We start from the raw sequence: 23,339 nt of genomic DNA on the forward strand, positions 1-23,339 counted from the left end.
GTCGAGAGAAGTGGAGCAGGTGTGAGCCAGACCAAGCAGGTCAAGCAGCTGGACCGGGTGATCATCCGGTTCGCCGGGGACTCCGGCGACGGAATGCAGCTGACCGGTGACCGGTTCACGCAGGAGTCGGCCGTGTTCGGCAACGACCTGGTGACGCTGCCCAACTTCCCCGCCGAGATCCGGGCGCCCCAGGGCACCATCCCCGGTGTCTCGTCGTTCCAGATCCACTTCGCCGACCACGACATCCTCACCGCGGGCGACCGCCCCGACGTGCTCGTGGCGATGAACCCCGCGGCGCTGAAGGCCAACCTGGGCGACCTGCCCAAGGGCGCGACGATCATCGTCGACACCCACGACTTCACCAAGCGCAACCTCGACAAGGCCGGCTACTCCTCCAACCCCCTCGACAAGCTCGGCGAGGTCGACGACATCCTGGCCGGCTTCCAGGTGCAGCCCGTCGACCTGACCGGCATCACCGTCGAGGCGGTCAAGGACTTCGGCCTCTCCCGCAAGGACGCCGCGCGCGCGAAGAACATGTTCGCGCTCGGCCTGCTGTCGTGGATGTACGGCCGGCCGACCGAGCCGACCATCGCGTTCCTGGAGAGGAAGTTCGCCAAGGTCGCCGACATCCTCGGCGCCAACATCGCCGCCTTCAAGGCCGGCTGGAACTACGGCGAGACCACCGAGACCTTCGTCGTCCAGTACGAGATCAAGCCTGCCCGCATGCAGGCGGGCACCTACCGCAACATCACCGGCAACCTGGCCCTGTCGTACGGCCTCGTGGCCGCGGGCGTGCGCTCCGAGCTGCCCGTGTTCCTGGGCTCCTACCCGATCACCCCGGCCTCCGACATCCTCCACGAGCTGTCCAAGCACAAGGGGTTCGGCGTCACCACCCTCCAGGCCGAGGACGAGATCGCCGGCATCGGTGCCGCGATCGGCGCCGCGTTCGCCGGCCAGCTCGCCGTCACCACCACCTCCGGGCCCGGCATCGCGCTCAAGTCCGAGGCCATCGGCCTGGCCGTCATGACCGAGCTGCCGCTCGTCGTGGTCAACGTCCAGCGCGGCGGCCCCTCGACGGGCCTGCCCACCAAGACCGAGCAGGCCGACCTGTTGCAGGCGATGTACGGCCGCAACGGCGAGGCGCCGGTCCCGATCGTGGCGCCCCAGTCGCCGGGCGACTGCTTCGCCGCGGCGGTCGAGGCCGCCCGGATCGCGATCACCTATCGCACCCCCGTCTTCCTGCTCTCCGACGGCTACCTCGCCAACGGCTCGGAGCCGTGGGCCATCCCGTCGGTCGACGAGCTGCCGAAGATCGAGGCGAACTTCGCCACCGAGACCAACCACGAGGGCGCGAAGGGCGCGGAGTTCTGGCCCTACCTGCGTGACGAGGACACCCTCGCCCGCCCCTGGGCGATCCCGGGCACCGCCGGCCTCGAGCACCGCATCGGCGGGCTCGAGAAGGGCGACGGGCACGGGAACATCTCCTACGACCCTGCCAACCACGACAAGATGGTGCGGATCCGCCAGGAGAAGGTGCAGCGCATCGCCGACTCCCTCCCCCCGCTCGAGGTCGACGACCCCTCGGGTGAGGCGAAGGTCCTCGTCATCGGCTGGGGCTCCACCTACGGCCCGATCGGCGCCGCCTGCCGCCGCGTGCGGCGCGCCGGCTACAACGTGGCCCAGGTGCACCTGCGCCACCTCAACCCGTTCCCCAAGGACCTCGGCGAGATCCTCAAGGGCTACGACAAGGTGCTGGTCCCGGAGATGAACCTCGGCCAGCTCTCCAAGATGCTGCGCGCGGAGTACCTCGTCGACGCCATCGGCTACAACCACGTCTACGGCCTGCCCCTCAAGGCCGCCGAGCTGGCCGAGGCCGTCGGCGCCCTGGTCGGCCAGGCCGAGGGTCGCGACGTCGACCTCGGCGAGCACGGAACCAACGCCCCCGCCGACCACGAGGAGGCTCCGGTCAAGTGACCACCATCGACCTCGGAAACCCGTCCCTGCGCTCCGGCACCGAACTGGTCCCCTCGCTCGGTGAGGGCGAGACCCAGACCGGCAAGGACTTCTCCAGCGACCAGGAGGTCCGCTGGTGCCCCGGCTGCGGTGACTACGCCGTCCTCAAAGCCGTCCAGTCCTTCCTCCCCGACCTGGGCCTGCGCCGCGAGAACATCGTCTTCGTCTCCGGCATCGGCTGCTCCAGCCGCTTCCCGTACTACCTCGACACCTACGGCATGCACTCGATCCACGGCCGCGCGCCGTCGATCGCCACCGGCATCGCCACGGCTCGCGAGGACCTCTCGGTCTGGGTCGTCACCGGCGACGGCGACGCGCTGTCCATCGGCGGCAACCACCTGATCCACGCGCTGCGCCGCAACGTGAACATGACGATCCTGCTGTTCAACAATCGGATCTACGGACTCACCAAGGGTCAGTACTCCCCCACCTCCGAGACCGGCAAGGTCACCAAGTCCACCCCGGTGGGCTCGATCGACCACCCGTTCAACCCGGTCTCGCTGGCCCTCGGCGCCGAGGCGACGTTCGTCGCGCGCACCATCGACTCCGACCGCAAGCACCTGACCGCGGTGCTCGCCGCGGCCGCCGCCCATCGCGGCACCTCGCTCGTCGAGATCTACCAGAACTGCCCCATCTTCAACGACGGCGCGTTCGACGCGATCAAGGACAACGACACCAAGGCCCACGCCATCATCCCGCTGGTCCACGGCGAGCCGATCACCTTCGGCACCCGCGACGAGGCCACCGGCCTGGGCGACAAGGCCCTGGTCCGCGCCGCCACCGGCGGCGTCGAGGTCGTCGAGACGGCCTCCGTCGCACGCGAGGCGATCCTCGTCCACGACGCCCACCACCCCGACCCCTCGACCGCCTTCGCCATCAGCCGACTCACCGACGCCGGCTACCTCAACCGCAGCCCCATCGGCATCTTCCGCCAGGTCGACCGCCCCACCTACGACGACCAGGCCCGCGCCCAGGTCAGCGCCGCAACCGACGCCGTCGCCGACCGAGGCACCCCGGAGGAGCGTCTCGCCGCGCTCATCGGCGCCGGTGACACCTGGACCGTCGACTGACGGTGCGGGCCGGCGGGCCGGTCCCGCCACCAGCGGACAAAAGACGAAGCGCCGCCGAGCAGCTGCTCGGCGGCGCTTCGTGTGTCACCGCGGTCAGCGGCGGGTGACGGTGAACTTGAAGCTGGCCTTGGCGTAGACCGCGTCGCCCTTGGCGACGACCTTGTACTTGGTCTTCTTGCCCTTCTCGGCGCGCACGAAGACCTTCTTGGTGAGACCGTCGCCCTTGGTCTTGACCTTGGCGATGCGGACCCAGCGGCCGTTGCGCTTGACGTAGACCTTCATCTTGACGCCCGCGGCGAGCGGGTCGGTCGCGAACTTCGCCCAGAGACGCTTGCCGTAGCAGCCGGCCTCGGGGTGCGGGCCGCAGTCGCCGATCAGGACGGTGCGCGGCGTGACGCCCTTGGCGGCGACGACCTGGCCCGGCTGGACCTGGATGGAATCGGCCTGGGCGGCCGTCGGTGCGAGCGTCAGTCCCAGCAGGGCAGCCGTGAAGGCGGCCACCAGGACGGAGATGGTGCGAACGAATCGCATAGGGACTCCCCCTCGTGATCAGGATCGTTGGTGGACACGGCCTTCGTGCCCGCGTGGGCGCGGCCTGAAACCACCTCACCCTCAACGAGCCGGAACACGCCGCTAGGGTCCCAGTGTGACGGATCAGCGTCGCGGGCTCGCTCTCGGGTTCCTCGCCTACCTGCTCTGGGGTGCCTTTCCCCTCTACTGGCCCCTGCTCAAACCCAGTGGGGCGGTGGAGATCCTCGCCCATCGCATCGTCTGGTCGGTGGTCGTGATGGGACTGCTCGTCCTGGCCCTGCGCCGAGGGTCCGCCCTGCGCGCCGTCCTGCGCGACCGGCGCCGGACCGCTCTGCTCCTCGCCGCGGCCGTCGTGATCACCGGCAACTGGGGCATCTACATCTACGCGGTCAACAGCGACCGCGTCGTCGAGGGATCCCTGGGCTACTTCATCAACCCCCTCGTGACCGTGTTGCTGGGCGTGCTGGTGCTCGGGGAGCGGCTCCGGCCGGTCCAGTGGGCGGCACTCGCCGTCGGGGCCGTCGCGGTCGTCGTCCTGACCGTGGACTACGGCCGGCCACCGGTGATCGCGCTCGCGTTGGCGATGTCGTTCGGCACCTACGGCCTCGCGAAGAAGTCCGCCGGCGTCGGCGCGATCGAGAGCCTGGCCTTCGAGATCACGGTGATCGCGCCCGTCGCCCTGTCCTACCTCGTGTGGCTGGGCGCGGCCGGGCGCGGGCACTTCGCCGGCGAGGGGGCCGGCCACGTCGCGCTCCTGGTCGCGAGCGGCATCGTCACCGCCGTACCGTTGCTGTGCTTCAGCGCCGCGGCGACCCGAGTGTCGATGACCAGTCTCGGGCTGCTGCAGTACCTCACCCCGATCCTGCAGTTCGCGCTCGGCATCACGGTCGTGGGCGAGGCGATGCCGGCCGGGCGGTGGGTCGGGTTCGGGCTCGTCTGGCTGGCGCTCGTCGCGTTCACCGTCGACGCCCTGCGTCACCGCCGCCGCCAGCTCGCCCTCGCCGCGGAGTCCTGCGCCGTCTGAGGAGGCCGGCACCGCGGCCCGGCCCAGGTCCGTGAGATCAGGCGGACCGGATCGCCACGACGTCGGCGAAGGCCTCGAGCGCGGAGCGTACCGAGCCCTCGGGCAGCGCCTCGAGCAGCCGCTTGGCCTCCTGGGCGCGCGCGACGACATAGGCCCGCGCCTGCTCCATGGCGGGATGCTTGCGGAGCAGGTCGAGCGCCTCGGCGTGGAGACCCGCGTCCGTGGCGAGGTCCGTGCGGGCGGGGTCGAGGAGCTCGCGCAGCCGGGCGTCGGCGGGGTCCGTGGAGGCGCGCGCCATCAGCACCGGCAGCGTCGGGACGCCCTCCTTGAGGTCGGTGCCCGGGGTCTTGCCCGACTCCTCGCTCTCGGAGGCGATGTCGAGGATGTCGTCGGAGAGCTGGAACGCCGTGCCGACCAGCTCGCCGTACGCCGTCAGGGCGGCGACGACCTCGGGCGAGGCACCGGAGAACAGGGCGCCGTAGTGGGCGGACGTCGCGATCAGGGATCCGGTCTTGCCCGCGACCACCTCGAGGTGGTGGGCGAGCGCGTCGTCCTCGGGTCCCGGCTCGACGGTCTCGAGGATCTGCCCCTCGACCAGCCGGGTGAAGGTCTCGGCCTGGATGCGCACGGCCTCCGGGCCGAGCTGGGAGGTCAGCTCCGACGACTTGGCGAACAGCCAGTCGCCGGTGAGGATCGCGACCAGGTTGTCGTAGCGGGCGTTGGCCGAGTCCTCGCCGCGGCGCAGCGCGGCCTCGTCCATGACGTCGTCGTGGTAGAGCGAGCCGACATGGGTGATCTCCACGACGCAGGCGGCGGTGAGCACCTCCTCGGCGTCGGGCCTGGGTCCCGCCTCGGCCGCCAGCAGGACCAGCAGCGGCCGGAACCGCTTGCCTCCGGCGGCCAGCAGGTGGCGCGCCGCCTCCGTGACGTACGGCGCGCGGCTCGACGCGTGGGCGTAGAGCGCTTCCTCGACCGTGGCCATCCGAGCCCTCAGCCGGTCGGCCAGGGCAGGGTCGTCGATCGGCAGGGCCAGGTCGGCGGGACGCGCAGCGGAGGTCACCTGATGAAGTCTCCCGCACCGGTGACGAGATCGAGAACCGGGCCCGGCACGACGCCCAGGACGAGCGTCGCCACCAGGCACACCACGATGGTGCCGGACGTCAGCAGCGAGGACCGGGTGACGACGCCGGCGCCGTCCTGGCTGGGCTCGGTGAAGAACATCAGCCGGATGTGGCGCACGTAGAACGTGATCGCCAGGATGCTGCAGGCGATCGCCACCAGGACCACCGGCCAGGCTCCGGCCGAGAGTGCCGAGGTGAACACCGCCCACTTGCCGATGAAGCCCGCGGTGAGCGGGATCCCGGCCATCGACAGCAGGAAGAAGGCGAACGCGCCCGCGACCAGCGGCGAGGTCCGCCCGAGTCCGGCCCAGCGTTCGTACGCCGTCGCCTCGCCGCCCGCGTCGCGCACCAGCGTGACGATCGCGAAGGCGCCGATCATGGCGAAGCCGTAGGTGGTGAGGTAGAAGAGAACGCCCTCGAGCGAGGTGTACTGCCCGTCGGCGAGCTCACCGGCGCTCTGCACTCCGAGCACGCCGACCAGGATGAACCCGGTGTGGGCCACGGAGGAGTAGGCCAGCATCCGCTTCACGTCGTTCTGGACGATGGCCAGGACCGCGCCGAGGATCATCGACGCGATCGCGATCACCCAGAGCATCGGCTGCCAGCTCCACCGCTCCCCGCCGAACGCGACGTAGAGCAGGCGCAGCAGCGCACCGAAGGCGGCCACCTTCGTGCCCGCCGCCATGAACGCGGTCACCGCGGTGGGTGCGCCCTGGTAGACGTCCGGGGTCCAGGCCTGGAACGGCGCGGCACCGACCTTGAACAGCAGGCCGACCGCGAGCAGACCGATGCCGGCCAGCAGCAGGCCGTGGTTGGCCGCTCCCGCACGGACCGCCTCGTTGATGCCGGCGAAGCTCACCGAGCCGGCGTAGCCGTAGACCAGCGCGGCGCCGTAGAGGAAGAAGCCGGACGCGAACGCCCCGAGGAGGAAGTACTTCATCGCCGCCTCCTGGCTCAGCAGGCGACGGCGGCGGGCCAGGCCGCAGAGCAGGTAGAGCGGCAGGGAGAGCACCTCGAGCGCGACGAACATGGTGAGCAGGTCGCCGGAGGCCGGGAAGAGCAGCATGCCGAAGACGGCGAACAGCAGCAGCGGGTAGACCTCGGTGTGCTCCAGGCCGCGGGTCGAGGCGGCCCGCTCCCCCTCGGTGCCGGGCAGCGCGGCCGCCTGGCCCGTGAAGGCCGAGACGCCGCCCTCGAGGCGCTGCTCGCCGAAGAGGGCGACGCCGCCCAGGGCGAAGACCAGCAGCAGGCCCCACAGGTAGACGGTCGGTCCGTCGACCACGACGCTGCCCATCGCACCGACCAGGCCACGTCCCTCGGCGCCGGCCGCGCCGGTGTGCTCGTCGAGGTTCATGCCGACGACCACCGTGGCGACGAGCGCCGCGACCACGGTGACCAGGGCCAGGCCCACCTGCGGCACCCGACGGGCCCCGCGGGGCAGGAAGGCCTCCAGCGCGACACCGATGCAGGCGCCGCCGAAGACGATGAGGAGCGGCAGCAGCTCGGCGTACTCGAGCTCGGGCTTCACGAACTCCATCAGTGGTCACCTTCTCCCTCGGACCCGGCATGGACGACCGTCGGCGCCTCGTCGTGCACCCCGACCTGCTGCATCAGGTCGCCCACCATCGGGTTGCTCACGTCGAGCAGCGGCGCGGGGAAGAACCCGAAGAACACCAGCGCGACCATGAGCGGGGCGACCGCGGCGATCTCGCGGACGCCGAGGTCACGGGTGCCCTCGATCTCCGGAGGCGTCGGGCCGGTCATGGTGCGCTGGTACATCCACAGCACGTAGATCGCGGAGAGCACGACCGCGGTGACGGCGATCGCACCGACCCACCAGCCGTAGTCGAAGGCCGCGACGAACACCAGGAACTCGCTGATGAAGGGCGACAGGCCGGGCAGGCCCAGCGTGGCCAGGCCGGCGACGAGGAGCAGGCCGGCCAGGATCGGGGCGACCTTCTCGACGCCGCGCATCTCCCGGATCGACGCGGTGCCGCTTCGGTCGTAGAGGTACCCGGCCACGAGGAACAGCGCGGCGGTGCCGAGTCCGTGGTTGACCATGTAGAGGATCGCGCCGGTGCCGCCCTGACTGGTCATCGTGAAGACGCCGAGCGTGATCAGACCGAAGTGGCTCAGCGAGGTCAGACCGATCAGGCGGAAGATGTCGTCCTGCCCGATCGCGACGAGCGCGCCGTAGACCACGGAGATCAGCGCGAGCGTGATCACGAGCGGCGTCGCCCACTGCGAGGCCTCGGGGAAGATGCCGAGGCAGAACCGCATCATCCCGAAGGTGCCGATCTTGTCGAGGATGCAGACGAGCAGCACCCCGGTGCCGGGCGTCGCCTTCTCGGTCGTGTCGGCCAGCCAGGTGTGCAGCGGGAACAACGGCGCCTTGACCGCGAAGGCGATGAAGAAGCCGAAGAACAGCCAGCGCCCGGCCTCGGTGCCGATGTCGAGCTTCTCGAGGTCGGAGAGCAGGTACGACGGCTCGCCCTGCTGGGCGGAGACGACGTACAGCCCGATCACCGACGCCAGCAGGACCAGCCCGCCCGCGAGCTGGAACATCAAGAACTTGAGCGCGGCGGCCCCGCGGCCGTCGCGGCCGAAGCCACCGACCAGGAAGTACGCCGGGATCAGCGTCGCCTCGAACACGACGTAGAACAAGAAGACGTCGGTCGCGCAGAACACCGCGAGCGAGAGGCCCTCCAGCGCCAGCGTCCAGGCGACGAACGAGCGCGCGCCCGCCGAGCCCGGGGCGTCGGACTTGAACCACTCGGCGCCGAGCACGAGCGGGACGAGCAGCACCGTCAGCAGCACCAGCAGCAGGCCGAGACCGTCGACGCCCAGGGCGTAGTGGACCCCGAACGCCTCGATCCACTCGTGCTCCTCGGTCAGCTGTCGCCCACCGTCGAGCTCGTACGACGCCGCGACGACCACGCCGACGACGAGGGTCGCGAGCGCGACACCGAGGCCGACGGTCTTGCTGAGCGTGCGGGGCAGCAGCGCGACCGCGACCGCGCCGGCGATCGGCAGCCAGACGAGCAGCGACAACACCATCAGTTCACCACCACCAGGGTCAGGACGACGAGCAGTGCGCCACCGAGGATGCCGAGCGCGTAGGACCGGACGTAGCCGTTCTGGAGCCGCCGCAGCAGCTCGCCGGTGCCGGCCAGGACGGTCGTGCCGCCGGTGAAGAGGCCGTCGACGATCGAGCGGTCACCGGCGGTGAGGCCGCTGACCGCGGCCCTGCCGGGCGTGACGACGAGGCCCTCGTTGATGGCGTCGCCGTAGAGGTCGGCGCGGGCGGCTCTCGTCGCGATCGAGACGTCCGTGGGGGCGACGCGCGGCACCTCCCGCTTGCCGACGAGGAGCCAGGCCGCCGCGACGCCGACGGCGACCACCGCGACCGTGAGCAGGGTGAGGACGATGACCGGCACCGGCGGCTCGTGGTGGTCGGCGTGGCCGACGACCGGGCTCAGCCAGTCGACGATCCAGTCGCCGGCGAGCATCAGGCCGCCGAGGACCGACAGCGCGGCGAGGACGATCAGCGGGATCGTCATCACCTTCGGGCTCTCGTGGGGGTGGACGCCCTTCTCCCAGCGCTTGTCGGTGAAGAAGGTCATCAGCATCATCCGGGTCATGTAGAAGCCGGTGATGCCCGCACCCAGGAGGGCGCACACGCCGACGATCGGGTTCTCGACCAGCGCGGTCTCGATGATCTTGTCCTTGGACCAGAAGCCGGAGAAGCCGGGGAAGCCGATGATGGCGAGGTAGCCCATCGCGAAGGTCAAGAAGGTGACCGGGAGCATCTTGTTGAGCGCGCCGTAGTGCCGCATGTCGACGTCGTCGTCCATCGCGTGCATCACCGAGCCGGCCCCGAGGAACATGTTGGCCTTGAAGAAGCCGTGGGTCAGCAGGTGGAAGATCGCGAAGGCGTAGCCCGCGACGCCGAGACCGGCGCCCAGCATCATGTAGCCGATCTGGCTCATCGTCGAGCCGGCCAGGCCCTTCTTGATGTCGTCCTTGGCGCACCCGATGATCGCGCCCCACAGGAGCGTGACGGTGGCGACGATGACGACCGCGGTCTGGGCGGTCGGGGCCAGCTCGAAGACGAAGTTGGAGCGGGTGATCAGGTAGACGCCGGCGGTCACCATCGTCGCGGCGTGGATGAGCGCCGACACCGGCGTCGGACCCTCCATCGCGTCCAGGAGCCAGGCCTGGAGCGGGACCTGGGCCGACTTGCCACAGGCACCCACGAGCAGCAGCACGCCGATCCAGTTGAGCGTCGTCTCGGTCGCGCCGCCCGAGAGCGCGCTGATGCCGCTGAAGCTGGTCGTGCCGAAGGTGACGATCATCAAGAAGATGGCGAGCCCCAGGCCCATGTCGCCGACCCGGTTGATGACGAACGCCTTCTTGGCGGCGGCGGCCGCGGACGGCTTGTGCTGCCAGAAGCCGATGAGGAGGTACGACGCGAGGCCGACGCCCTCCCAGCCCAGGAACAGGCCGACGTAGTTCTCCGAGAGGATCAGCATGAGCATCGCCGCGACGAACAGGTTCAGGTAGGCGAAGAACCTGCGGCGGCGCGGGTCGTGGGCCATGTAGCCGATCGAGTAGACGTGGATCAGCGAGCCGACGCCGGTGATCAGCAGCAGGAACAGCGCCGACAGGGGGTCGTAGAGCAGGTCCAGCTCGATGTGGAGGCCGCCGGCCTCGATCCAGTCGTAGAGGTGCTGGCTGATCTGGCGCTCGCCCTCGTCACGGCCGAGCAGGTTGACGAAGAGGACCAGGCTGATCACGAACGACGTCGCGGAGGTCGCGGTGCCGAGGAGGTGGCCCCACCTGTCGGTGTAGCGGCCGCCGAGCAGCAGGACGGCGGCACCGAGCAGCGGCAGCGCGATGATCAGCCACAACAGGGTGAACGGGCCGTCGGCGTCGGTCGGCGTGACGACGGGGACGGTGGTCTCGCTGGCCTTGAGGGTCAGCGCGGTGAGTGCGTTCATCGTCTCGTCCTCAGAACTTCAGCAGGCTCACGTCGTCGACCGAGGCCGACCGGCGGGTCCGGAAGATGGTCATGATGATCGCGAGCCCGACCACGACCTCGGCGGCGGCGACCACCATCACGAAGAAGGCGGCCACCTGACCGTCGAGGTTGCCGTGCTGGCGGGCGAACGCGATGAACGCGAGGTTGCAGGCGTTGAGCATCAGCTCGACGCACATGAACACCACGATCGCGTTGCGACGGGTGAGCACCCCGATGCCGCCGATGGTGAAGAGGATCGCGGAGAGGACGACGTACTCGGTCACTTCACATCCTCCTCGCTGGATGCGGTGGCGCCGGACTTCCCGGCCTCCTCGGGCATCTCCGCGGGATCCACGCCGAGCTGCTCCTTGATCGCCTCGATGTCGGTGAGACCGGCCGGGCGCATGGTGCCGCGCGCCGCGAGCACCCGGGAGACCGAGGCGGCCGCCGGGCTGCCGTCGGGCAGCAGCGCCGGCGTGTCGACCGCGTTGTGCCGCGCGTAGACACCCGGCGGCGGCAGCGGACCCAGGTGGGCCCCGGTCTCGCCGTAGGCCCGGACCCGCTCGGCCGCGAGGACCGGCTGGGTGCGCTTCGGCGTGAGCCGCTCGCGGTGGGTCAGCACCATCGCGCCGACCGCGGCGGTGATGAGCAGGGCGCTGGCGGCCTCGAAGATGAAGACATAGCGCGAGAAGAGCAGGTCGGCGAGTGCCTGGACGTTGCCGCCCCGGTTGGCCTCGTCGAGACCGACGGCCGTGCCCAGCGTCAGCTGGGACAGGCCGACGACGAGCACCACGACGAACGCCAGGCCGATCAGCCAGGCCAGCGCCCGCTGGCCCTTGATCGTCTCGACCAGCGAGTCGGAGGCATCGACGCCGACCAGCATCAGCACGAACAGGAAGAGCATCAAGATCGCGCCGGTGTAGACGATGATCTGGACCGCGAAGAGGAAGGGCGCCTCGAGGACGGCGTACAGCACGGCGAGGCTGATCATCACGACCGCCAGCAGCAGCGCGGCATGGACCGCCTTGCGGACGAACAGCAGGCCGAGGGCGGCGATCACCATGATCGGGGCCAGGATCCAGAAGGCGGTCATGCCTCACCACCGGTGCCCGCGGTCCGGGAGTCCACGGGGGCCGAGCCGCCGTGGGTGCCGCGGTAGTAGTCGTCGTCGCTGCCGAGCAGCTGCGGGTGCGGCGGCTGCTCCATGCCCGGCAGCAGCGGAGCGAGCAGGTCGGACTTCTCGTAGATCAGGCTGGCGCGGCTGTCGTCGGCAAGCTCGTACTCGTTGGTCATCGTGAGCGCCCGGGTGGGGCAGGCCTCGATGCAGAGTCCGCACAGGATGCAGCGCAGGTAGTTGATCTGGTAGACGCGGCCGTAGCGCTCGCCCGCCGAGTAGCGGCCCGACTCGCCGTCGGGGAGGTCGTCGCGGTTCTCGGCGCCCTCGACGTAGATCGCGTCGGCCGGGCAGGCCCAGGCACACAGCTCACAGCCGACGCACTTCTCCAGGCCGTCGGGCCAGCGGTTGAGCTGGTGACGTCCGTGGAAGCGCGGTGCCGTGGGCAGCTTCTCCTTGGGGTACTGCTCGGTGACGACCTTGCGGAACATGGTCCGGAAGGTCACCCCGAACCCGGCGACCGGGTCCCAGAGCTGCTCCTTGAGGGACGGGCCCTTGTCCCCTGCCCTCGACGAACCCTGCTGGTCAGCCATTGCTCACCCCTGAATCGCGGACGGTCTCACTGACGGTGTCCTGGGCCGAACGGAACACGAGCGGCGCGGCGGCCCCCCGGACCGCACCCCCGGCCGGCATCGGCGGGACGGGGAATCCCCCGGTGCGCGGCGTGGCGGTCGCGAGGTCCTCCTCGCCGGCCTCCTTCGAACCCTTCTCGGGGACGAGGAAGGTCAGCAGCAGGACCGCGAGGACGACGCCGACGACGATCAGCCAGAACTGCGGGTTCCCGCTGAAGCCCTCGTCGAAGACGCCCTCGTTGCGGGCGGCCCGCATCGTGGCGACGGCGACGATCCACACGAGCGAGATCGGGATGAGCCGCTTCCACCCGAACGCCATGAACTGGTCGTAGCGCAGCCGCGGCAGCGAGCCGCGCAGCCAGATGAAGAGGAAGATGAAGAACAGCACCTTGCCGAAGAACCACAGCACCGGCCAGTAGCCCTCGTTGGCGCCGGCCCAGACCTCGTCGATCCAGAACGGCGCGTGCCAGCCACCGAGGAACAGCGTGGTGGCCAGGGCCGAGACGGTGGCCATGTTGATGTACTCGGCGAGGAAGAACAGCGCGAACTTCAGGCTGGAGTACTCCGTGTGGAAGCCACCGACGAGCTCGCCCTCGGCCTCGGGGAGGTCGAACGGCGCGCGGTTGGTCTCACCGACCATGGCGATCGCGTAGATCACGAAGGACGGCAGCAGGATCAGCCCGAACCACAGGTCGTCCTGAGCCGCGACGATCTCGCTGGTGGACATCGAGCCGGCGTACATGAACACCGCGACGAGGGCGAGGCCCATGGCGACCTCGTAGGAGATCATCTGCGCGCTCGAGCGCAGCCCGCCGAGGAGCGAGTACGTCGAGCCGCTGGACCAGCCGCCGAGCACGATGCCGTAGATGCCGATGGACGCGATCGCCATGACGAAGAGCACCGCCACCGGCATGTCCGTCAGCTGCATGGGCGTCTGGTGCCCGAAGAAGTTCACCTCGGGCCCGAACGGGATGACGCTGAAGGTCACGAACGCGGGCACCACGACGATGACGGGCGCCAGGATGAAGACCACCTTGTCGGCGGCCTTGGGGATCAGGTCCTCCTTGAACGCCAGCTTGACGCCGTCCGCCAGCGACTGCAGCAGGCCGAAGGGGCCGTTGACGTTGGGCCCGATCCGGTGCTGCATCCGGGCGACGACGCGGCGCTCCCACCAGATGTTGAAGAGGGTCAGCAGCACGAGGAGGACGAAGATCAGCAGCGTCTTGAGGCCGACGACCCACCACGGGTCGTTGCCGAACATGCTCAGCGGATTGCTCATCCGTGCACTCCTTCCGCTCCCGCGATCGTGACCGTGGTGCCCGGTGAGGCCAGGTCGGCGAGGACGCCGTTGCCGACGGAGTTGGCCGGCACCCAGACGACGCCGGCGACGAGGTCGTCGCCGATCTCGGCCGGCAGCGTCATCGATCCTCGGTCGCCGGTGAGGGTGACCGTCGGCCCGTAGCGGTCGTAGTCGGCCGCGGTGACCAGGGCGACGGGCGTCCGTGCGGTCGCCTTGAGGTACTTGTCGCCGTCCTGCATGGAGCCGTTGTCGAGCAGCTGCTTCCAGGTCGCGAGCCGCCTCGCGCCTTCGGCGCCACGTGCGTCGTCCCTCGCTGCGCTCGGGCGCCCTTCTGCTCCGGACGGACCAGCCTCGCTCCGCTCACGGTCTGTCCGGTCCCACGGCCCCAGCTGGACCATCTCGGCCCGGACCTCGTCGACCGTGCGGAACCCGAGCGGGCTCCCCTGACCGAGTCGGGCCAGCTCGTCGGCGACGCCGGCGAGCGCGCGCAGCTCCGGCAGCGAGGCCGGGTTGTGCAAGGCGGCCTCCCAGGTGCGGACCCGGCCCTCCCAGTTGACGAAGGTCCCGGACTTGTCGGTGGTCGGCGCGACCGGGAAGACCACGTCGGCCCGGTCGGTCACCTCCGTGCGGCGCAGGTCGAAGGCGACCACGAAGCCGGCCGCGTCGATCGCGGCCCGGGTCGCGGCCGGGTCCGCGGTGTCGTCGGGGTCGACGCCGCCGATGACCAGTCCCGCGAGCTCGCCGGCACCGAGGGCGGCGACGATCGCGTCGGCGTCCCGCCCGGGCGTCTCGGGCAGCCCCGGCACGCCCCAGGCGGTGGCGATGTCGACCCGGGCGCCGGCATCGGCGACCGGGCGGCCGCCGGGCAGCAGCGTCGGCAGGCAGCCGGCCTCGAGCGCACCGCGGTCGCCGGCTCGCCGCGGAACCCAGGCCAGCCGGGCGCCGCTGGTCGCGGCCACCTCGGCGGCGGCACCGAGCGCGCCGGGGACGGTGGCCATCCGCTCGCCGACCAGGAGCACGGCGGTGGCGTCCAGCTCACCGGCGAGCGCACGCAGCGCGGCCGGCTCGTCGCCGGGCGCCGTCGGGATCAGGCGACCCGCCAGCTTCCCCAGCCCGCGGGTGGTGAACGGGGCGAGCGCGACGACCTCGGTGCCTCCGGCGCGGACCGACTTGCGCAGGCGCAGGAAGATGGTGCCGGCCTCGTCCTCGGGCTCCAGCCCGACGAGCACGACCTTGGCAGCCGACTCCAGGTCGTCGTACGTCACCGCGCCGGCCTCGGGGCCGGTCAGCACGACGGAGCCGGCCAGGAAGCCCGTCTCCTCCGACGAGAGCGGCCGGGCGCGGAAGTCGATGTCGTTGGTGCCGAGAGCGACCCGCGCGAACTTGCTGTAGGCGTAGGCGTCCTCGGCGCTGATCCGGCCCCCGGTCAGGACGCCGACGCCGCCGGCCTGCGTGGCGGCGGCCAGCCCGCGGGCGGCGACCGCGAAGGCCTCGGGCCACGACGCGGGCCGCAGGGCGCCGTCGGTGTCGCGGACCTGCGGATAGGTCAGCCGGTCGTCGGCCTGCGCGTAGGCGAAGGCGAACCGGTCCTTGTCGCTGATCCACTCCTCGTTGACCGCCGGGTCGTCGCCGGACTGGCGGCGCAGCACCGTGCCGCGGCGGTGGTCGATCCGGATCGCCGCGCCGCACGCGTCGTGCTCGGCCACGCCCGGTGTGGAGACCAGGTCGAAGGGCCGGGAGCGGAAGCGGTACTGCTCGGAGGTCAGCGCGCCGACCGGGCAGATCTGGATGACGTTGCCCGAGAAGTACGACAGGAAGGGCGCATCCTCGGCGATGCCGATCTGCTGCTGCGCGCCGCGCTCGACGAGCGCGATGAACGGGTCGCCGGCGATCTCGTCGGCGAAGCGCGTGCAGCGCTGGCACACGATGCAGCGCTCCCGGTCGAGCAGCACGGTCGGCGAGAGGTTGATCGGCTTGGGGAAGGTCCGCTTCACGCCGCGGTTGCGCTCGTCGGAGAAGCGCGACTCGCCCCGGCCGTTGGACATCGCCTGGTTCTGCAGCGGGCACTCGCCACCCTTGTCGCAGACCGGGCAGTCGAGCGGGTGGTTGATCAGCAGCAGCTCCATCACGCCCTGCTGCGCCTTGTCGGCGACCGGGCTGGTCACCTGGGTCTCGACGACCATCCCCTCGGCGACCGGCAGCGTGCACGAGGCCTGCGGCTTGGGGAAGCCGCGTCCGTTGCCGGCGTCGGGTACGTCGACCAGGCACTGCCGGCAGGCACCGGCCGGTGCGAGCAGCGGGTGGTCGCAGAAGCGCGGGATCTGCACGCCGATCTGCTCGGCCGCGCGGATCACCAGGGTGTCCTTGGGGACGCTGACCTGTACGCCGTCGATGGTGACGGTGACCAGGTCGGTCCGCTCGACGCTCGTGCCGGTCGAGCCGGTCGAGGCCGTCATGCCGACACCTCCTGCCCGGCCCAGGCAGTCGACCGCGCCGGATCGAACGGGCAGCCGCCGTGCTGCAGGTGCGCGAGGTACTCGTCGCGGAAGTACTGGATCGAGCTGGAGATCGGGCTCGTCGCGCCGTCTCCGAGCGCGCAGAACGAGCGACCCAGGATGTTGTCGCACTGGTCGAGCAGCTGGTCGAGGTCGTCCTCGGCCCCCTGCCCGTTCTCGAGCCGGCTCAGCGCCTGCACCAGCCACCAGGTGCCCTCGCGACAGGGCGTGCACTTGCCGCAGGATTCGTGCTTGTAGAACTCCGTCCAGCGCAGCACCGCGCGCACCACGCAGACCGTCTCGTCGAAGATCTGCAGGGCGCGGGTGCCGAGCATCGAGCCCGCGGCGCCGACGCCCTCGAAGTCGAGCGGCACGTCGAGGTGCTCGGCCGTCAGCAGCGGCGTGCTGGAGCCGCCGGGCGTCCAGAACTTCAGCTGGTGGCCCTCACGGACCCCACCGGCCAGGTCGAGCAGCTCACGCAGGGTGATGCCGAGCGGCGCTTCGTACTGCCCCGGCCTCGCGACGTGGCCCGAGAGCGAGAAGATGCCGTGGCCCTTGGACTTCTCGGTGCCCATCGCGCCGAACCAGGCGGCGCCGTTCTTGACGATCGCGGGCACCGAGGCGATGGACTCGACGTTGTTGATGACCGTCGGGCTGGCGTAGAGGCCGGCGACGGCGGGGAACGGCGGTCGCAGCCGCGGCTGGCCGCGGCGGCCCTCGAGGCCCTCGAGCAGCGCGGTCTCCTCGCCGCAGATGTAGGCACCGGCGCCGGCGTGGACGACGACGTCGAGGTCGTAGCCCGAGCCGTGGATGTCCTTGCCGAGGTGGCCCGCGGCGTACGCCTCCTCGACCGCGGCCTGCACCCGGCGGATCACGTGGACGACCTCGCCACGGATGTAGATGAAGGCCTTGTTGGCGCGGATGGCGTAGGAGCTGACGATGACGCCCTCGACGAGCACGTGGGGGTTGCCCATCATCAGCGGGATGTCCTTGCAGGTCCCCGGCTCGGACTCGTCGGCGTTGACGACGAGGTACTTCGGCTTGGGGTTGTCCTGCGGGATGAAGGACCACTTCATCCCGGTCGGGAAGCCCGCGCCACCGCGGCCGCGCAGGCCGCTGTCCTTGACGGCCGCGATCACGTCGTCGGGGCTCATCGCGAAGGCGGCGTCGAGGGCGGCGTACCCGCCCCTGGCGGCGTAGGTGGCCAGCTTCCAGGACTGCTCCGCGTCCCAGATGTCGGTCAGGACCGGGGTCAGCACGTCGCTCACGCCTCGCTCTCCTTCCGCGCCTCGACCGCGGGCGTCGCGGCCGGGTCCGGCGCACTCCAGCCGCGCTCGCGCGCGATCTCGAGGCCCGCCAACGAGGCGGGGCCCGCGGACGGGCCCTCGTCGACCCGGCCGTCGGGGAAGCCGGCGAGCACGCGCTCGGCCTCCCGCCACGTGCACAGCTTCGGACCGCGCGTCGAGCTGACCTCGTGGCCGGCGCGCAGCGCCTCGACCAGCTGGACCGCCGACTCGGGGGTCTGGTTGTCCATGAACTCCCAGTTGACCATCATCACCGGCGCGTAGTCGCAGGCGGCGTTGCACTCGATGTGCTCGAGGCTCACCGTGTGCGAGTCGCCCTGGCGCTGCACCGCGACCTCGTCGTTGCCGATCTCGAGGTGGTCCTTGAGCCGGGCGAAGATGGCGTCGCCGCCCATCACCGCGCACAGGGTGTTGGTGCACACGCCGACGTGGTAGTCGCCGACGCCGTGGCGCTTGTACATCGTGTAGAAGGTCGCGACGCCGTTGACCTCGGCGGCGCTGATCTCGAGGATCGCGGCGCAGGTCTCGATGCCCTCGGGTGTGATCCGGCCCTGGGCGGACTGCACGAGGTGGAGCATCGGGAGCAGGCCCGAGCGCGGCTCGGGGTAGCGGGCCGCGATCTCACGGAGCTCGGCGATCGTCTTGTCGTCCAACGGGGCGGTGGTGCTCATCGGTCGACGCCTCCCATCACGGGGTCGATGCTCGCGATGGCGACGATGACGTCGGCGATCTGGCCGCCCTCGCTCATCACGCCCATCGCCTGGAGGTTGTTGAACGACGGGTCACGGAAGTGCGCCCGGAAGGGACGGGTGCCCCCGTCGGAGACGACGTGGGCGCCGAGCTCGCCGCGCGGCGACTCGACCGGCACGTACGCCTGGCCGGCCGGGACCCGGAAGCCCTCGGTGACCAGCTTGAAGTGGTGGATCAGGGCCTCCATCGACTCGCCCATGATGTGGCGGATGTGGTCGAGGCTGTTGCCCATGCCGTCGCTGCCGATGGACAGCTGGCTGGGCCAGGCGACCTTCTTGTCGGCCACCATCACCGGCGCGCCCTCGAGCTTGGCCAGCCGGTCGGCCGCCTGCTCGATGATCTTCAGCGACTCGTGCATCTCGTTGAGGCGGAGCCGGAAGCGTCCGTACGAGTCGGCGGTGTCCCACGTCTGCACGTCGAAGTCGTAGGTCTCGTAGCCGCAGTAGGGCTGCGCCTTGCGCAGGTCGAAGCCGTAGCCGGTGCTGCGCAGGACCGGTCCGGTGAGGCCCAGCGCCATGCAGCCCTCGAGGTCGAGGTGACCGACGTTCTCCAAGCGGGCCTTGAAGATCGGGTTCGCGTTGCACAGGGCGGCGTACTCGGGCAGGCGCTTCTTCATCAGCGCGACGAAGGAGCGGATCTCATCGAGGGCGCCGGGCGGCAGGTCCTGCGCGACGCCGCCGGGGCGGATGAACGCGTGGTTCATCCGCAGGCCGGTGATCAGCTCGAAGAGGTCGAGCACCAGCTCCCGCTCGCGGAAGCCGATCGTCATGACCGTCAGCGCGCCGATCTCCATGCCGCCGGTCGCGATGCAGACCAGGTGGGAGGAGATCCGGTTGAGCTCCATGAGCAGGACCCGCATGATCTGGGCCTTCTCCGGGATGTCGTCCTCGATGTCGAGCAGGCGCTCGACGCCGAGCACGTAGGTCATCTCGTTGAAGAACGGGCTGAGGTAGTCCATCCGGGTGCAGAACGTGACGCCCTGCGTCCAGGAGCGGTACTCCATGTTCTTCTCGATGCCGGTGTGGAGGTAGCCGATGCCGCACCGGGCCTCGGTGACCGTCTCGCCCTCGATCTCGAGGATCAGCCGGAGCACGCCGTGGGTCGAGGGGTGCTGGGGGCCCATGTTGACGACGATCCGCTCCGCGGCGTCGCTGTCGCCCATGTCGGCGGCGATCTCGTCCCAGTCCTGGCCGGTGACGGTGAAGACCCTGCCCTCGGCGGTCTCGCTGGCGTCGGCGTAGAAGTCCTCGTTGGTGGTTGAGCTTGTCGAAACCATCAGTTGTAGCTCCTCCGCTGGTCCGGCGGCGGCACGCTGGCGCCCTTGTACTCGACGGGGATGCCGCCCAACGGGTAGTCCTTGCGCTGGGGGTGGCCCGGCCAGTCGTCGGGCATCAGGATCCGGGTCAGCGCCGGGTGGCCGTCGAACTGGATGCCGAACATGTCCCAGGTCTCGCGCTCGTGCCAGTCGGCCGCGGGGTAGACCGGGACCAGGCTGGGGACGTGCGGGTCGCTGTCGGGCACCGCGGTCTCGACGCGGATCCGGCGGTTCCAGGTGAAGGACATCAGGTGATAGACGGCGTGCAGCTCGCGGCCGGCGTCGCCCGGATAGTGCACGCCGCTGACGCCGGAGAGCAGCTCGAAGCGCAGGTCGGGGTCGTCGCGGAGCTTGCGGGCCGCGGCCACCAGGTTGTCGCGGTGGATGTGGAAGGTGATCTCGCCGCGGTGGATGACGACCTGCTCGATCAGCGGGTCGAGCCGGTCGGCCACGGCGTCGAACCAGCCGCCGTAGGGCCGCTGCGCGGCGCCGGGCAGCACGACCGGGGCCACCAGGCCGCCGTACCCGCTGGTGTCGCCGGTGCCCTTCACGCCGAACATGCCCTGGCGCTCGCCGACCGCACGGACCTCCAGGGCCGGCTCCCCGAGGGCCTCGGGGGCGTTCTCGGGCGACTGCTCGACGGCGGGCTGCTCGACGGCGGGCTGCTCGACGGCGGGCTCCGGCTTCTCGGCCTTCTCGTCGCTCATCGCGGTCCCCTCGAGGTCGTCAGGCGCTTCACCGGAGCATCCCCCTCATGTCGCTGGTCGGCAGCGCGGCGAGCCCCTCGGCCTCGAGCTCGCGGATCTGGGCCTGGCGGTTGACGCCGAACGGAGTGGCCTGGACCTTGTCGTGGAGCTTGAGGATCGCGTCGATGAGCATCTCCGGGCGCGGCGGGCAGCCGGGGAGGTACATGTCGACGGGGACCACGTGGTCGACACCCTGGACGATCGCGTAGTTGTTGAACATGCCGCCACTGCTGGCGCACACGCCCATGGCCAGCACCCACTTGGGCTCGGCCATCTGGTCGTAGATCTGGCGCAGGACCGGGGCCATCTTCTGGCTGACCCGGCCGGCCACGATCATCAGGTCGGCCTGACGCGGGCTGGCCCGGAAGACCTCCATGCCGAAGCGGGCGAGGTCGTACTTCGGGCCGCCCGAGGTCATCATCTCGATCGCGCAGCAGGCGAGGCCGAAGGTCGCCGGCCAGAAGCTGGCCTTGCGCATGTAGCCGGCCAGCCCCTCGACCGTGCTCAGCAGGACTCCGCTCGGGAGCTTCTCCTCGACACCCATCAGTTTCCTCCCGTTGAGGGTCGCGATCCGCCGCAGTGCATCGTGGTCCTCAATCCCAGTCGAGCCCGCCGCGGCGCCAGACGTAGGCGTAGGCGACGAAGACGGTGGCGATGAACAGGACCATCTCGATCAGCCCGAACCAGGCCATCGCGTCGAAGCGCACGGCCCACGGGTAGAGGAAGATGATCTCGATGTCGAAGACGATGAAGAGCATCGCGGTGATGTAGTACTTCACCGGGAAGCGGCCGGTCAGCGCCTGGGGCGTCGGCTCGATGCCGCACTCGTAGGAGTCGTACTTGGCGCGGTTGTAGCGCCGCGGCCCGACCACGGCGCTCATCGCGACCGACCCGACCGCGAACAGCGCGGCCAGCGCCGCCAGCACCAGTACCGGCGTGTAGAGCTCCATGAGCCTCCCTCTCGTGATCTTGTGAACAGAATCACTAGTGGCGTGGAGCACATATTGCCACCCGGGTGGGGCCGCGTCACAGGGGGGTCGGCAAAGCGGTCGCCAGCCCGCCTGCCGAGGCCAAAACCGCCGCTGACCTGCGCATTTAGCGCACGCGGGGATTGCGTAATTGACGCTCGGCGGGATCAGCCTCGGTCAGGTCCAGAACGAGGTGATCGGGACCGCCCACACACCGTCCACCAACTCGAAGGTCGCCTCGCCCCGGTGCAGGACCACCGCGGCACGGACCCGGTCACCCAACTGCTCGCGAAGCCAGACGAGGTGTCGTGCGTCGGCAGGCCGCGGCACGACGCCGGCCTTCACCTCGGCCGCCACGATGCCGTCGTCGAGCTCGACCAGCAGATCGACCTCGTGCTCGCCGCCCTTGGTCCGGAGGTGGTGCAGGACTCCACCGATCCGGTCGCACTCCGGACGAAGCTGGGCGGCGACGAAGGACTCCAGGTAGCGCCCGGCGAGCGCGGGGTCGCGGTGCAGCTCGTCGGGCCCGATTCGCGCGAGCGCGAGAGCCAGCGCGGCGTCGACGTACTGCCGTTTGGGATAGGTGGTGATGCGCTTGAGTCGATTGCTCTCCCACGCCGGCAGATCCGCCCTGATGTGGGTGCGCGTCAGCATCTGGTCGTAGGCCGCCAGCGTCGCGCGGTTGATGTCGGCCGAGCGCCACAGCTGCTCGTCGGGAACGGCCTGCGACTCGGACTCGGCCAGAACCCGAAGCAGCCGGTGGACCCGGACCGGGTCCCGCCGGTCCTCGACGCTGCGCTCGGCGATCGTCCCGGCGTATGACCGCAGCCATTCCGCGCTCGACGCCAGTCCCGAGGCGGCCGGGAAGCCGGTGATCGCCAGGTCCTCGATCTCCAGCCGAGGACATCGGCGGCCCGGCACGGTGATCTCGCCCGCCGTCAGTCGCTCGAGCCACAGCGGCCCGGCCCCACCCCCGTCGAGCTCCCGCCGCGACATGGGCCGCAGCGCTATCCGGACGCCACGGCCGGTCAGGGGATAGGTCGGCCCATAGGCCTCGGGCTCGACCGAGCCAGCGAGGATGAAGGATCCCGGCGCGGGATCGTCGTCTCGCCGAGAGTGGCGGTTTCGTCGGCCCGACACTAGCGGTTTCGTCGCGCATCTACTAGCGGTTTCGTCGGACCTTCACGAGCAGGTTCGTCGCTCCCTCGCCGCTGGCAATTGGCGACCTGCCGGTGACGGTTCTCGTCAGGCGGTGGCGCGATGCAGCGCGACGATCCCACCGGACAGGTTGCGCCACTGCGGGCGCTCCCAGCCGGCCGCGGAGATCAGGTCGGCCAGACCGCGCTGGTCGGGCCAGGCCCGGATCGACTCCGCCAGGTAGACGTAGGCGTCGGGTGCCGACGAGACGGCGCGGGCCACCGCGGGCAGCGCCTTCATGAGGTACTCGATGTAGACCGTGCGCCACGGGCGCCACGTCGGGTGGCTGAACTCGCACACGACCAACCGGCCACCGGGCCGGGTGACCCGGCGCATCTCCGCGAGCCCGGCCAGCGGGTCGACGATATTGCGCAGCCCGAAGGAGATCGTGACGGCGTCGAAGGTGCCGTCACGGAAGGGCAGCCGGGTGCCGTCGCCGGCGGTGAACGGCAGGTGCGGCAGCTGCCGCTTCCCGACCTGGAGCATGCCGATCGAGAAGTCGCACGGCACGACCTCCGCCCCGGCGTCGCGGAACGGTTGGCTCGAGGTGCCCGTGCCGGCGGCGAGATCGAGCACCCGGTCGCCGTACGCCGGGTCGACCGCGGCGAGCACCTCGCGCCGCCACCGGCGGTCCTGACCGAAGGACAGGATGTCGTTGGTCAGGTCGTAGCGCCGGGCGACGGCGTCGAACATGCGGCGGACGTCGGCAGGCTGCTTGTCGAGCTCGGCGCGGGCCATC

Annotated in this window: 21 protein-coding genes; 3 read left to right on the plus strand and 18 right to left on the minus strand. The window is 70.5% G+C overall.

Annotation, left to right across the window (positions count from 1 at the left end; all coding sequences use genetic code 11):
- The first annotated feature begins 21 nt into the window (after positions 1 to 21).
- Both ACPZVR_RS07510 and ACPZVR_RS07515 read left to right on the plus strand, forming a co-directional pair.
- Positions 22 to 1,974, plus strand: coding sequence for a 2-oxoacid:acceptor oxidoreductase subunit alpha (locus ACPZVR_RS07510; RefSeq protein WP_436698952.1), 1,953 nt, complete (start codon positions 22 to 24; stop codon positions 1,972 to 1,974).
- Between the two features lie 26 nt (positions 1,975 to 2,000).
- Positions 2,001 to 3,083, plus strand: a complete 1,083-nt coding sequence (locus ACPZVR_RS07515; RefSeq protein ID WP_436699126.1) for a 2-oxoacid:ferredoxin oxidoreductase subunit beta — start codon at positions 2,001 to 2,003, stop codon at positions 3,081 to 3,083.
- Positions 3,084 to 3,176: 93 nt separating this feature from the next.
- Here the strand turns inward: ACPZVR_RS07515 and ACPZVR_RS07520 are convergent, their stop codons facing one another.
- A complete protein-coding gene (locus ACPZVR_RS07520; protein ID WP_436698953.1) occupies positions 3,177 to 3,614 on the minus strand; it encodes a hypothetical protein in 438 nt (145 codons plus the stop codon).
- 115 nt (positions 3,615 to 3,729) lie between these two features.
- On the opposite strand from ACPZVR_RS07520, the gene rarD reads away from it, so the two are divergent.
- A complete protein-coding gene (gene rarD / locus ACPZVR_RS07525) occupies positions 3,730 to 4,638 on the plus strand; it encodes an EamA family transporter RarD (RefSeq protein WP_436698954.1) in 909 nt (302 codons plus the stop codon).
- 37 nt (positions 4,639 to 4,675) lie between these two features.
- Here the strand turns inward: rarD and ACPZVR_RS07530 are convergent, their stop codons facing one another.
- From ACPZVR_RS07530 to ACPZVR_RS07610, 17 genes are all read right to left on the minus strand, one after another.
- Positions 4,676 to 5,698, minus strand: coding sequence for a polyprenyl synthetase family protein (locus ACPZVR_RS07530; protein WP_436698955.1), 1,023 nt, complete (start codon positions 5,696 to 5,698; stop codon positions 4,676 to 4,678).
- Positions 5,695 to 7,296, minus strand: a complete 1,602-nt coding sequence (nuoN, locus tag ACPZVR_RS07535; protein ID WP_436698956.1) for an NADH-quinone oxidoreductase subunit NuoN — start codon at positions 7,294 to 7,296, stop codon at positions 5,695 to 5,697. Before nuoN ends, ACPZVR_RS07530 begins: the two co-directional genes overlap by 4 nt.
- Positions 7,296 to 8,816: an NADH-quinone oxidoreductase subunit M gene (locus tag ACPZVR_RS07540; RefSeq protein WP_436698957.1), complete on the minus strand. Its 1,521-nt coding sequence runs from the start codon at positions 8,814 to 8,816 to the stop codon at positions 7,296 to 7,298. Before ACPZVR_RS07540 ends, nuoN begins: the two co-directional genes overlap by 1 nt.
- Entirely contained in the window at positions 8,816 to 10,759 is a 1,944-nt protein-coding gene (gene nuoL / locus ACPZVR_RS07545) for an NADH-quinone oxidoreductase subunit L (RefSeq protein WP_436698958.1), read from the minus strand. Before nuoL ends, ACPZVR_RS07540 begins: the two co-directional genes overlap by 1 nt.
- Before the next feature lie 10 nt (positions 10,760 to 10,769).
- Entirely contained in the window at positions 10,770 to 11,063 is a 294-nt protein-coding gene (nuoK, locus tag ACPZVR_RS07550; RefSeq protein ID WP_436698959.1) for an NADH-quinone oxidoreductase subunit NuoK, read from the minus strand.
- On the minus strand, positions 11,060 to 11,872 hold the full coding sequence (locus ACPZVR_RS07555) for an NADH-quinone oxidoreductase subunit J (RefSeq protein WP_436698960.1): 813 nt from the start codon (positions 11,870 to 11,872) through the stop codon (positions 11,060 to 11,062). The genes nuoK and ACPZVR_RS07555 overlap by 4 nt, the downstream gene beginning before the upstream one ends.
- Entirely contained in the window at positions 11,869 to 12,486 is a 618-nt protein-coding gene (nuoI, locus tag ACPZVR_RS07560; protein WP_436698961.1) for an NADH-quinone oxidoreductase subunit NuoI, read from the minus strand. The genes ACPZVR_RS07555 and nuoI overlap by 4 nt, the downstream gene beginning before the upstream one ends.
- Positions 12,479 to 13,804, minus strand: a complete 1,326-nt coding sequence (gene nuoH / locus ACPZVR_RS07565) for an NADH-quinone oxidoreductase subunit NuoH (RefSeq protein ID WP_436698962.1) — start codon at positions 13,802 to 13,804, stop codon at positions 12,479 to 12,481. Before nuoH ends, nuoI begins: the two co-directional genes overlap by 8 nt.
- Complete coding sequence (locus ACPZVR_RS07570) at positions 13,801 to 16,281, minus strand: NADH-quinone oxidoreductase subunit G (RefSeq protein ID WP_436698963.1); 2,481 nt, start codon at positions 16,279 to 16,281, stop codon at positions 13,801 to 13,803. The genes nuoH and ACPZVR_RS07570 overlap by 4 nt, the downstream gene beginning before the upstream one ends.
- Positions 16,278 to 17,588 (minus strand): NADH-quinone oxidoreductase subunit NuoF, encoded by a 1,311-nt coding sequence (gene nuoF, locus ACPZVR_RS07575; RefSeq protein WP_436698964.1) that lies wholly within the window; start codon positions 17,586 to 17,588, stop codon positions 16,278 to 16,280. Before nuoF ends, ACPZVR_RS07570 begins: the two co-directional genes overlap by 4 nt.
- On the minus strand, positions 17,585 to 18,295 hold the full coding sequence (gene nuoE, locus ACPZVR_RS07580; RefSeq protein WP_436698965.1) for an NADH-quinone oxidoreductase subunit NuoE: 711 nt from the start codon (positions 18,293 to 18,295) through the stop codon (positions 17,585 to 17,587). Before nuoE ends, nuoF begins: the two co-directional genes overlap by 4 nt.
- The gene (locus ACPZVR_RS07585) at positions 18,292 to 19,650 is read right to left on the minus strand and encodes an NADH-quinone oxidoreductase subunit D (RefSeq protein ID WP_436698966.1); all 1,359 of its coding nucleotides are present in this window, start codon (positions 19,648 to 19,650) and stop codon (positions 18,292 to 18,294) included. Before ACPZVR_RS07585 ends, nuoE begins: the two co-directional genes overlap by 4 nt.
- Positions 19,650 to 20,396: an NADH-quinone oxidoreductase subunit C gene (locus ACPZVR_RS07590; protein ID WP_436698967.1), complete on the minus strand. Its 747-nt coding sequence runs from the start codon at positions 20,394 to 20,396 to the stop codon at positions 19,650 to 19,652. The genes ACPZVR_RS07585 and ACPZVR_RS07590 overlap by 1 nt, the downstream gene beginning before the upstream one ends.
- 28 nt (positions 20,397 to 20,424) lie before the next feature.
- On the minus strand, positions 20,425 to 20,979 hold the full coding sequence (locus tag ACPZVR_RS07595; RefSeq protein WP_436698968.1) for a NuoB/complex I 20 kDa subunit family protein: 555 nt from the start codon (positions 20,977 to 20,979) through the stop codon (positions 20,425 to 20,427).
- Between the two features lie 49 nt (positions 20,980 to 21,028).
- Complete coding sequence (locus ACPZVR_RS07600; protein ID WP_436698970.1) at positions 21,029 to 21,385, minus strand: NADH-quinone oxidoreductase subunit A; 357 nt, start codon at positions 21,383 to 21,385, stop codon at positions 21,029 to 21,031.
- A gap of 195 nt (positions 21,386 to 21,580) precedes the next feature.
- Positions 21,581 to 22,399 carry an ATP-binding protein gene (locus ACPZVR_RS07605; RefSeq protein ID WP_436698971.1) on the minus strand — a complete coding sequence of 273 codons (819 nt, stop codon included), beginning with the start codon at positions 22,397 to 22,399 and terminating at the stop codon, positions 21,581 to 21,583.
- Between the two features lie 249 nt (positions 22,400 to 22,648).
- The gene (locus tag ACPZVR_RS07610; RefSeq protein ID WP_436698972.1) at positions 22,649 to 23,338 is read right to left on the minus strand and encodes a demethylmenaquinone methyltransferase; all 690 of its coding nucleotides are present in this window, start codon (positions 23,336 to 23,338) and stop codon (positions 22,649 to 22,651) included.
- Position 23,339: the final 1 nt, after the last annotated feature.

This window comes from Nocardioides segetis (assembly GCF_051390595.1).
In the GTDB taxonomy this organism is placed as follows: Bacteria; Actinomycetota; Actinomycetes; order Propionibacteriales; family Nocardioidaceae; genus Nocardioides.

Bases quoted from the DNA above. Each gene is read 5' to 3' on its own strand.
- ACPZVR_RS07610 (WP_436698972.1), bottom strand. From the start codon at position 23,338: ATGGCCCGCGCCGAGCTCGACAAGCAGCCTGCCGACGTCCGCCGCATG.
- ACPZVR_RS07595 (WP_436698968.1), bottom strand. From the start codon at position 20,979: ATGGGTGTCGAGGAGAAGCTCCCGAGCGGAGTCCTGCTGAGCACGGTC.
- ACPZVR_RS07540 (WP_436698957.1), bottom strand. From the start codon at position 8,816: ATGGTGTTGTCGCTGCTCGTCTGGCTGCCGATCGCCGGCGCGGTCGCG.
- ACPZVR_RS07600 (WP_436698970.1), bottom strand. From the start codon at position 21,385: ATGGAGCTCTACACGCCGGTACTGGTGCTGGCGGCGCTGGCCGCGCTG.
- ACPZVR_RS07590 (WP_436698967.1), bottom strand. From the start codon at position 20,396: ATGAGCGACGAGAAGGCCGAGAAGCCGGAGCCCGCCGTCGAGCAGCCC.
- nuoE (WP_436698965.1), bottom strand. From the start codon at position 18,295: ATGAGCACCACCGCCCCGTTGGACGACAAGACGATCGCCGAGCTCCGT.
- nuoI (WP_436698961.1), bottom strand. From the start codon at position 12,486: ATGGCTGACCAGCAGGGTTCGTCGAGGGCAGGGGACAAGGGCCCGTCC.
- ACPZVR_RS07555 (WP_436698960.1), bottom strand. From the start codon at position 11,872: ATGACCGCCTTCTGGATCCTGGCCCCGATCATGGTGATCGCCGCCCTC.
- ACPZVR_RS07605 (WP_436698971.1), bottom strand. From the start codon at position 22,399: ATGTCGCGGCGGGAGCTCGACGGGGGTGGGGCCGGGCCGCTGTGGCTC.
- ACPZVR_RS07585 (WP_436698966.1), bottom strand. From the start codon at position 19,650: ATGGTTTCGACAAGCTCAACCACCAACGAGGACTTCTACGCCGACGCC.
- ACPZVR_RS07520 (WP_436698953.1), bottom strand. From the start codon at position 3,614: ATGCGATTCGTTCGCACCATCTCCGTCCTGGTGGCCGCCTTCACGGCT.
- nuoH (WP_436698962.1), bottom strand. From the start codon at position 13,804: ATGAGCAATCCGCTGAGCATGTTCGGCAACGACCCGTGGTGGGTCGTC.
- nuoN (WP_436698956.1), bottom strand. From the start codon at position 7,296: ATGGAGTTCGTGAAGCCCGAGCTCGAGTACGCCGAGCTGCTGCCGCTC.
- ACPZVR_RS07570 (WP_436698963.1), bottom strand. From the start codon at position 16,281: ATGACGGCCTCGACCGGCTCGACCGGCACGAGCGTCGAGCGGACCGAC.
- nuoL (WP_436698958.1), bottom strand. From the start codon at position 10,759: ATGAACGCACTCACCGCGCTGACCCTCAAGGCCAGCGAGACCACCGTC.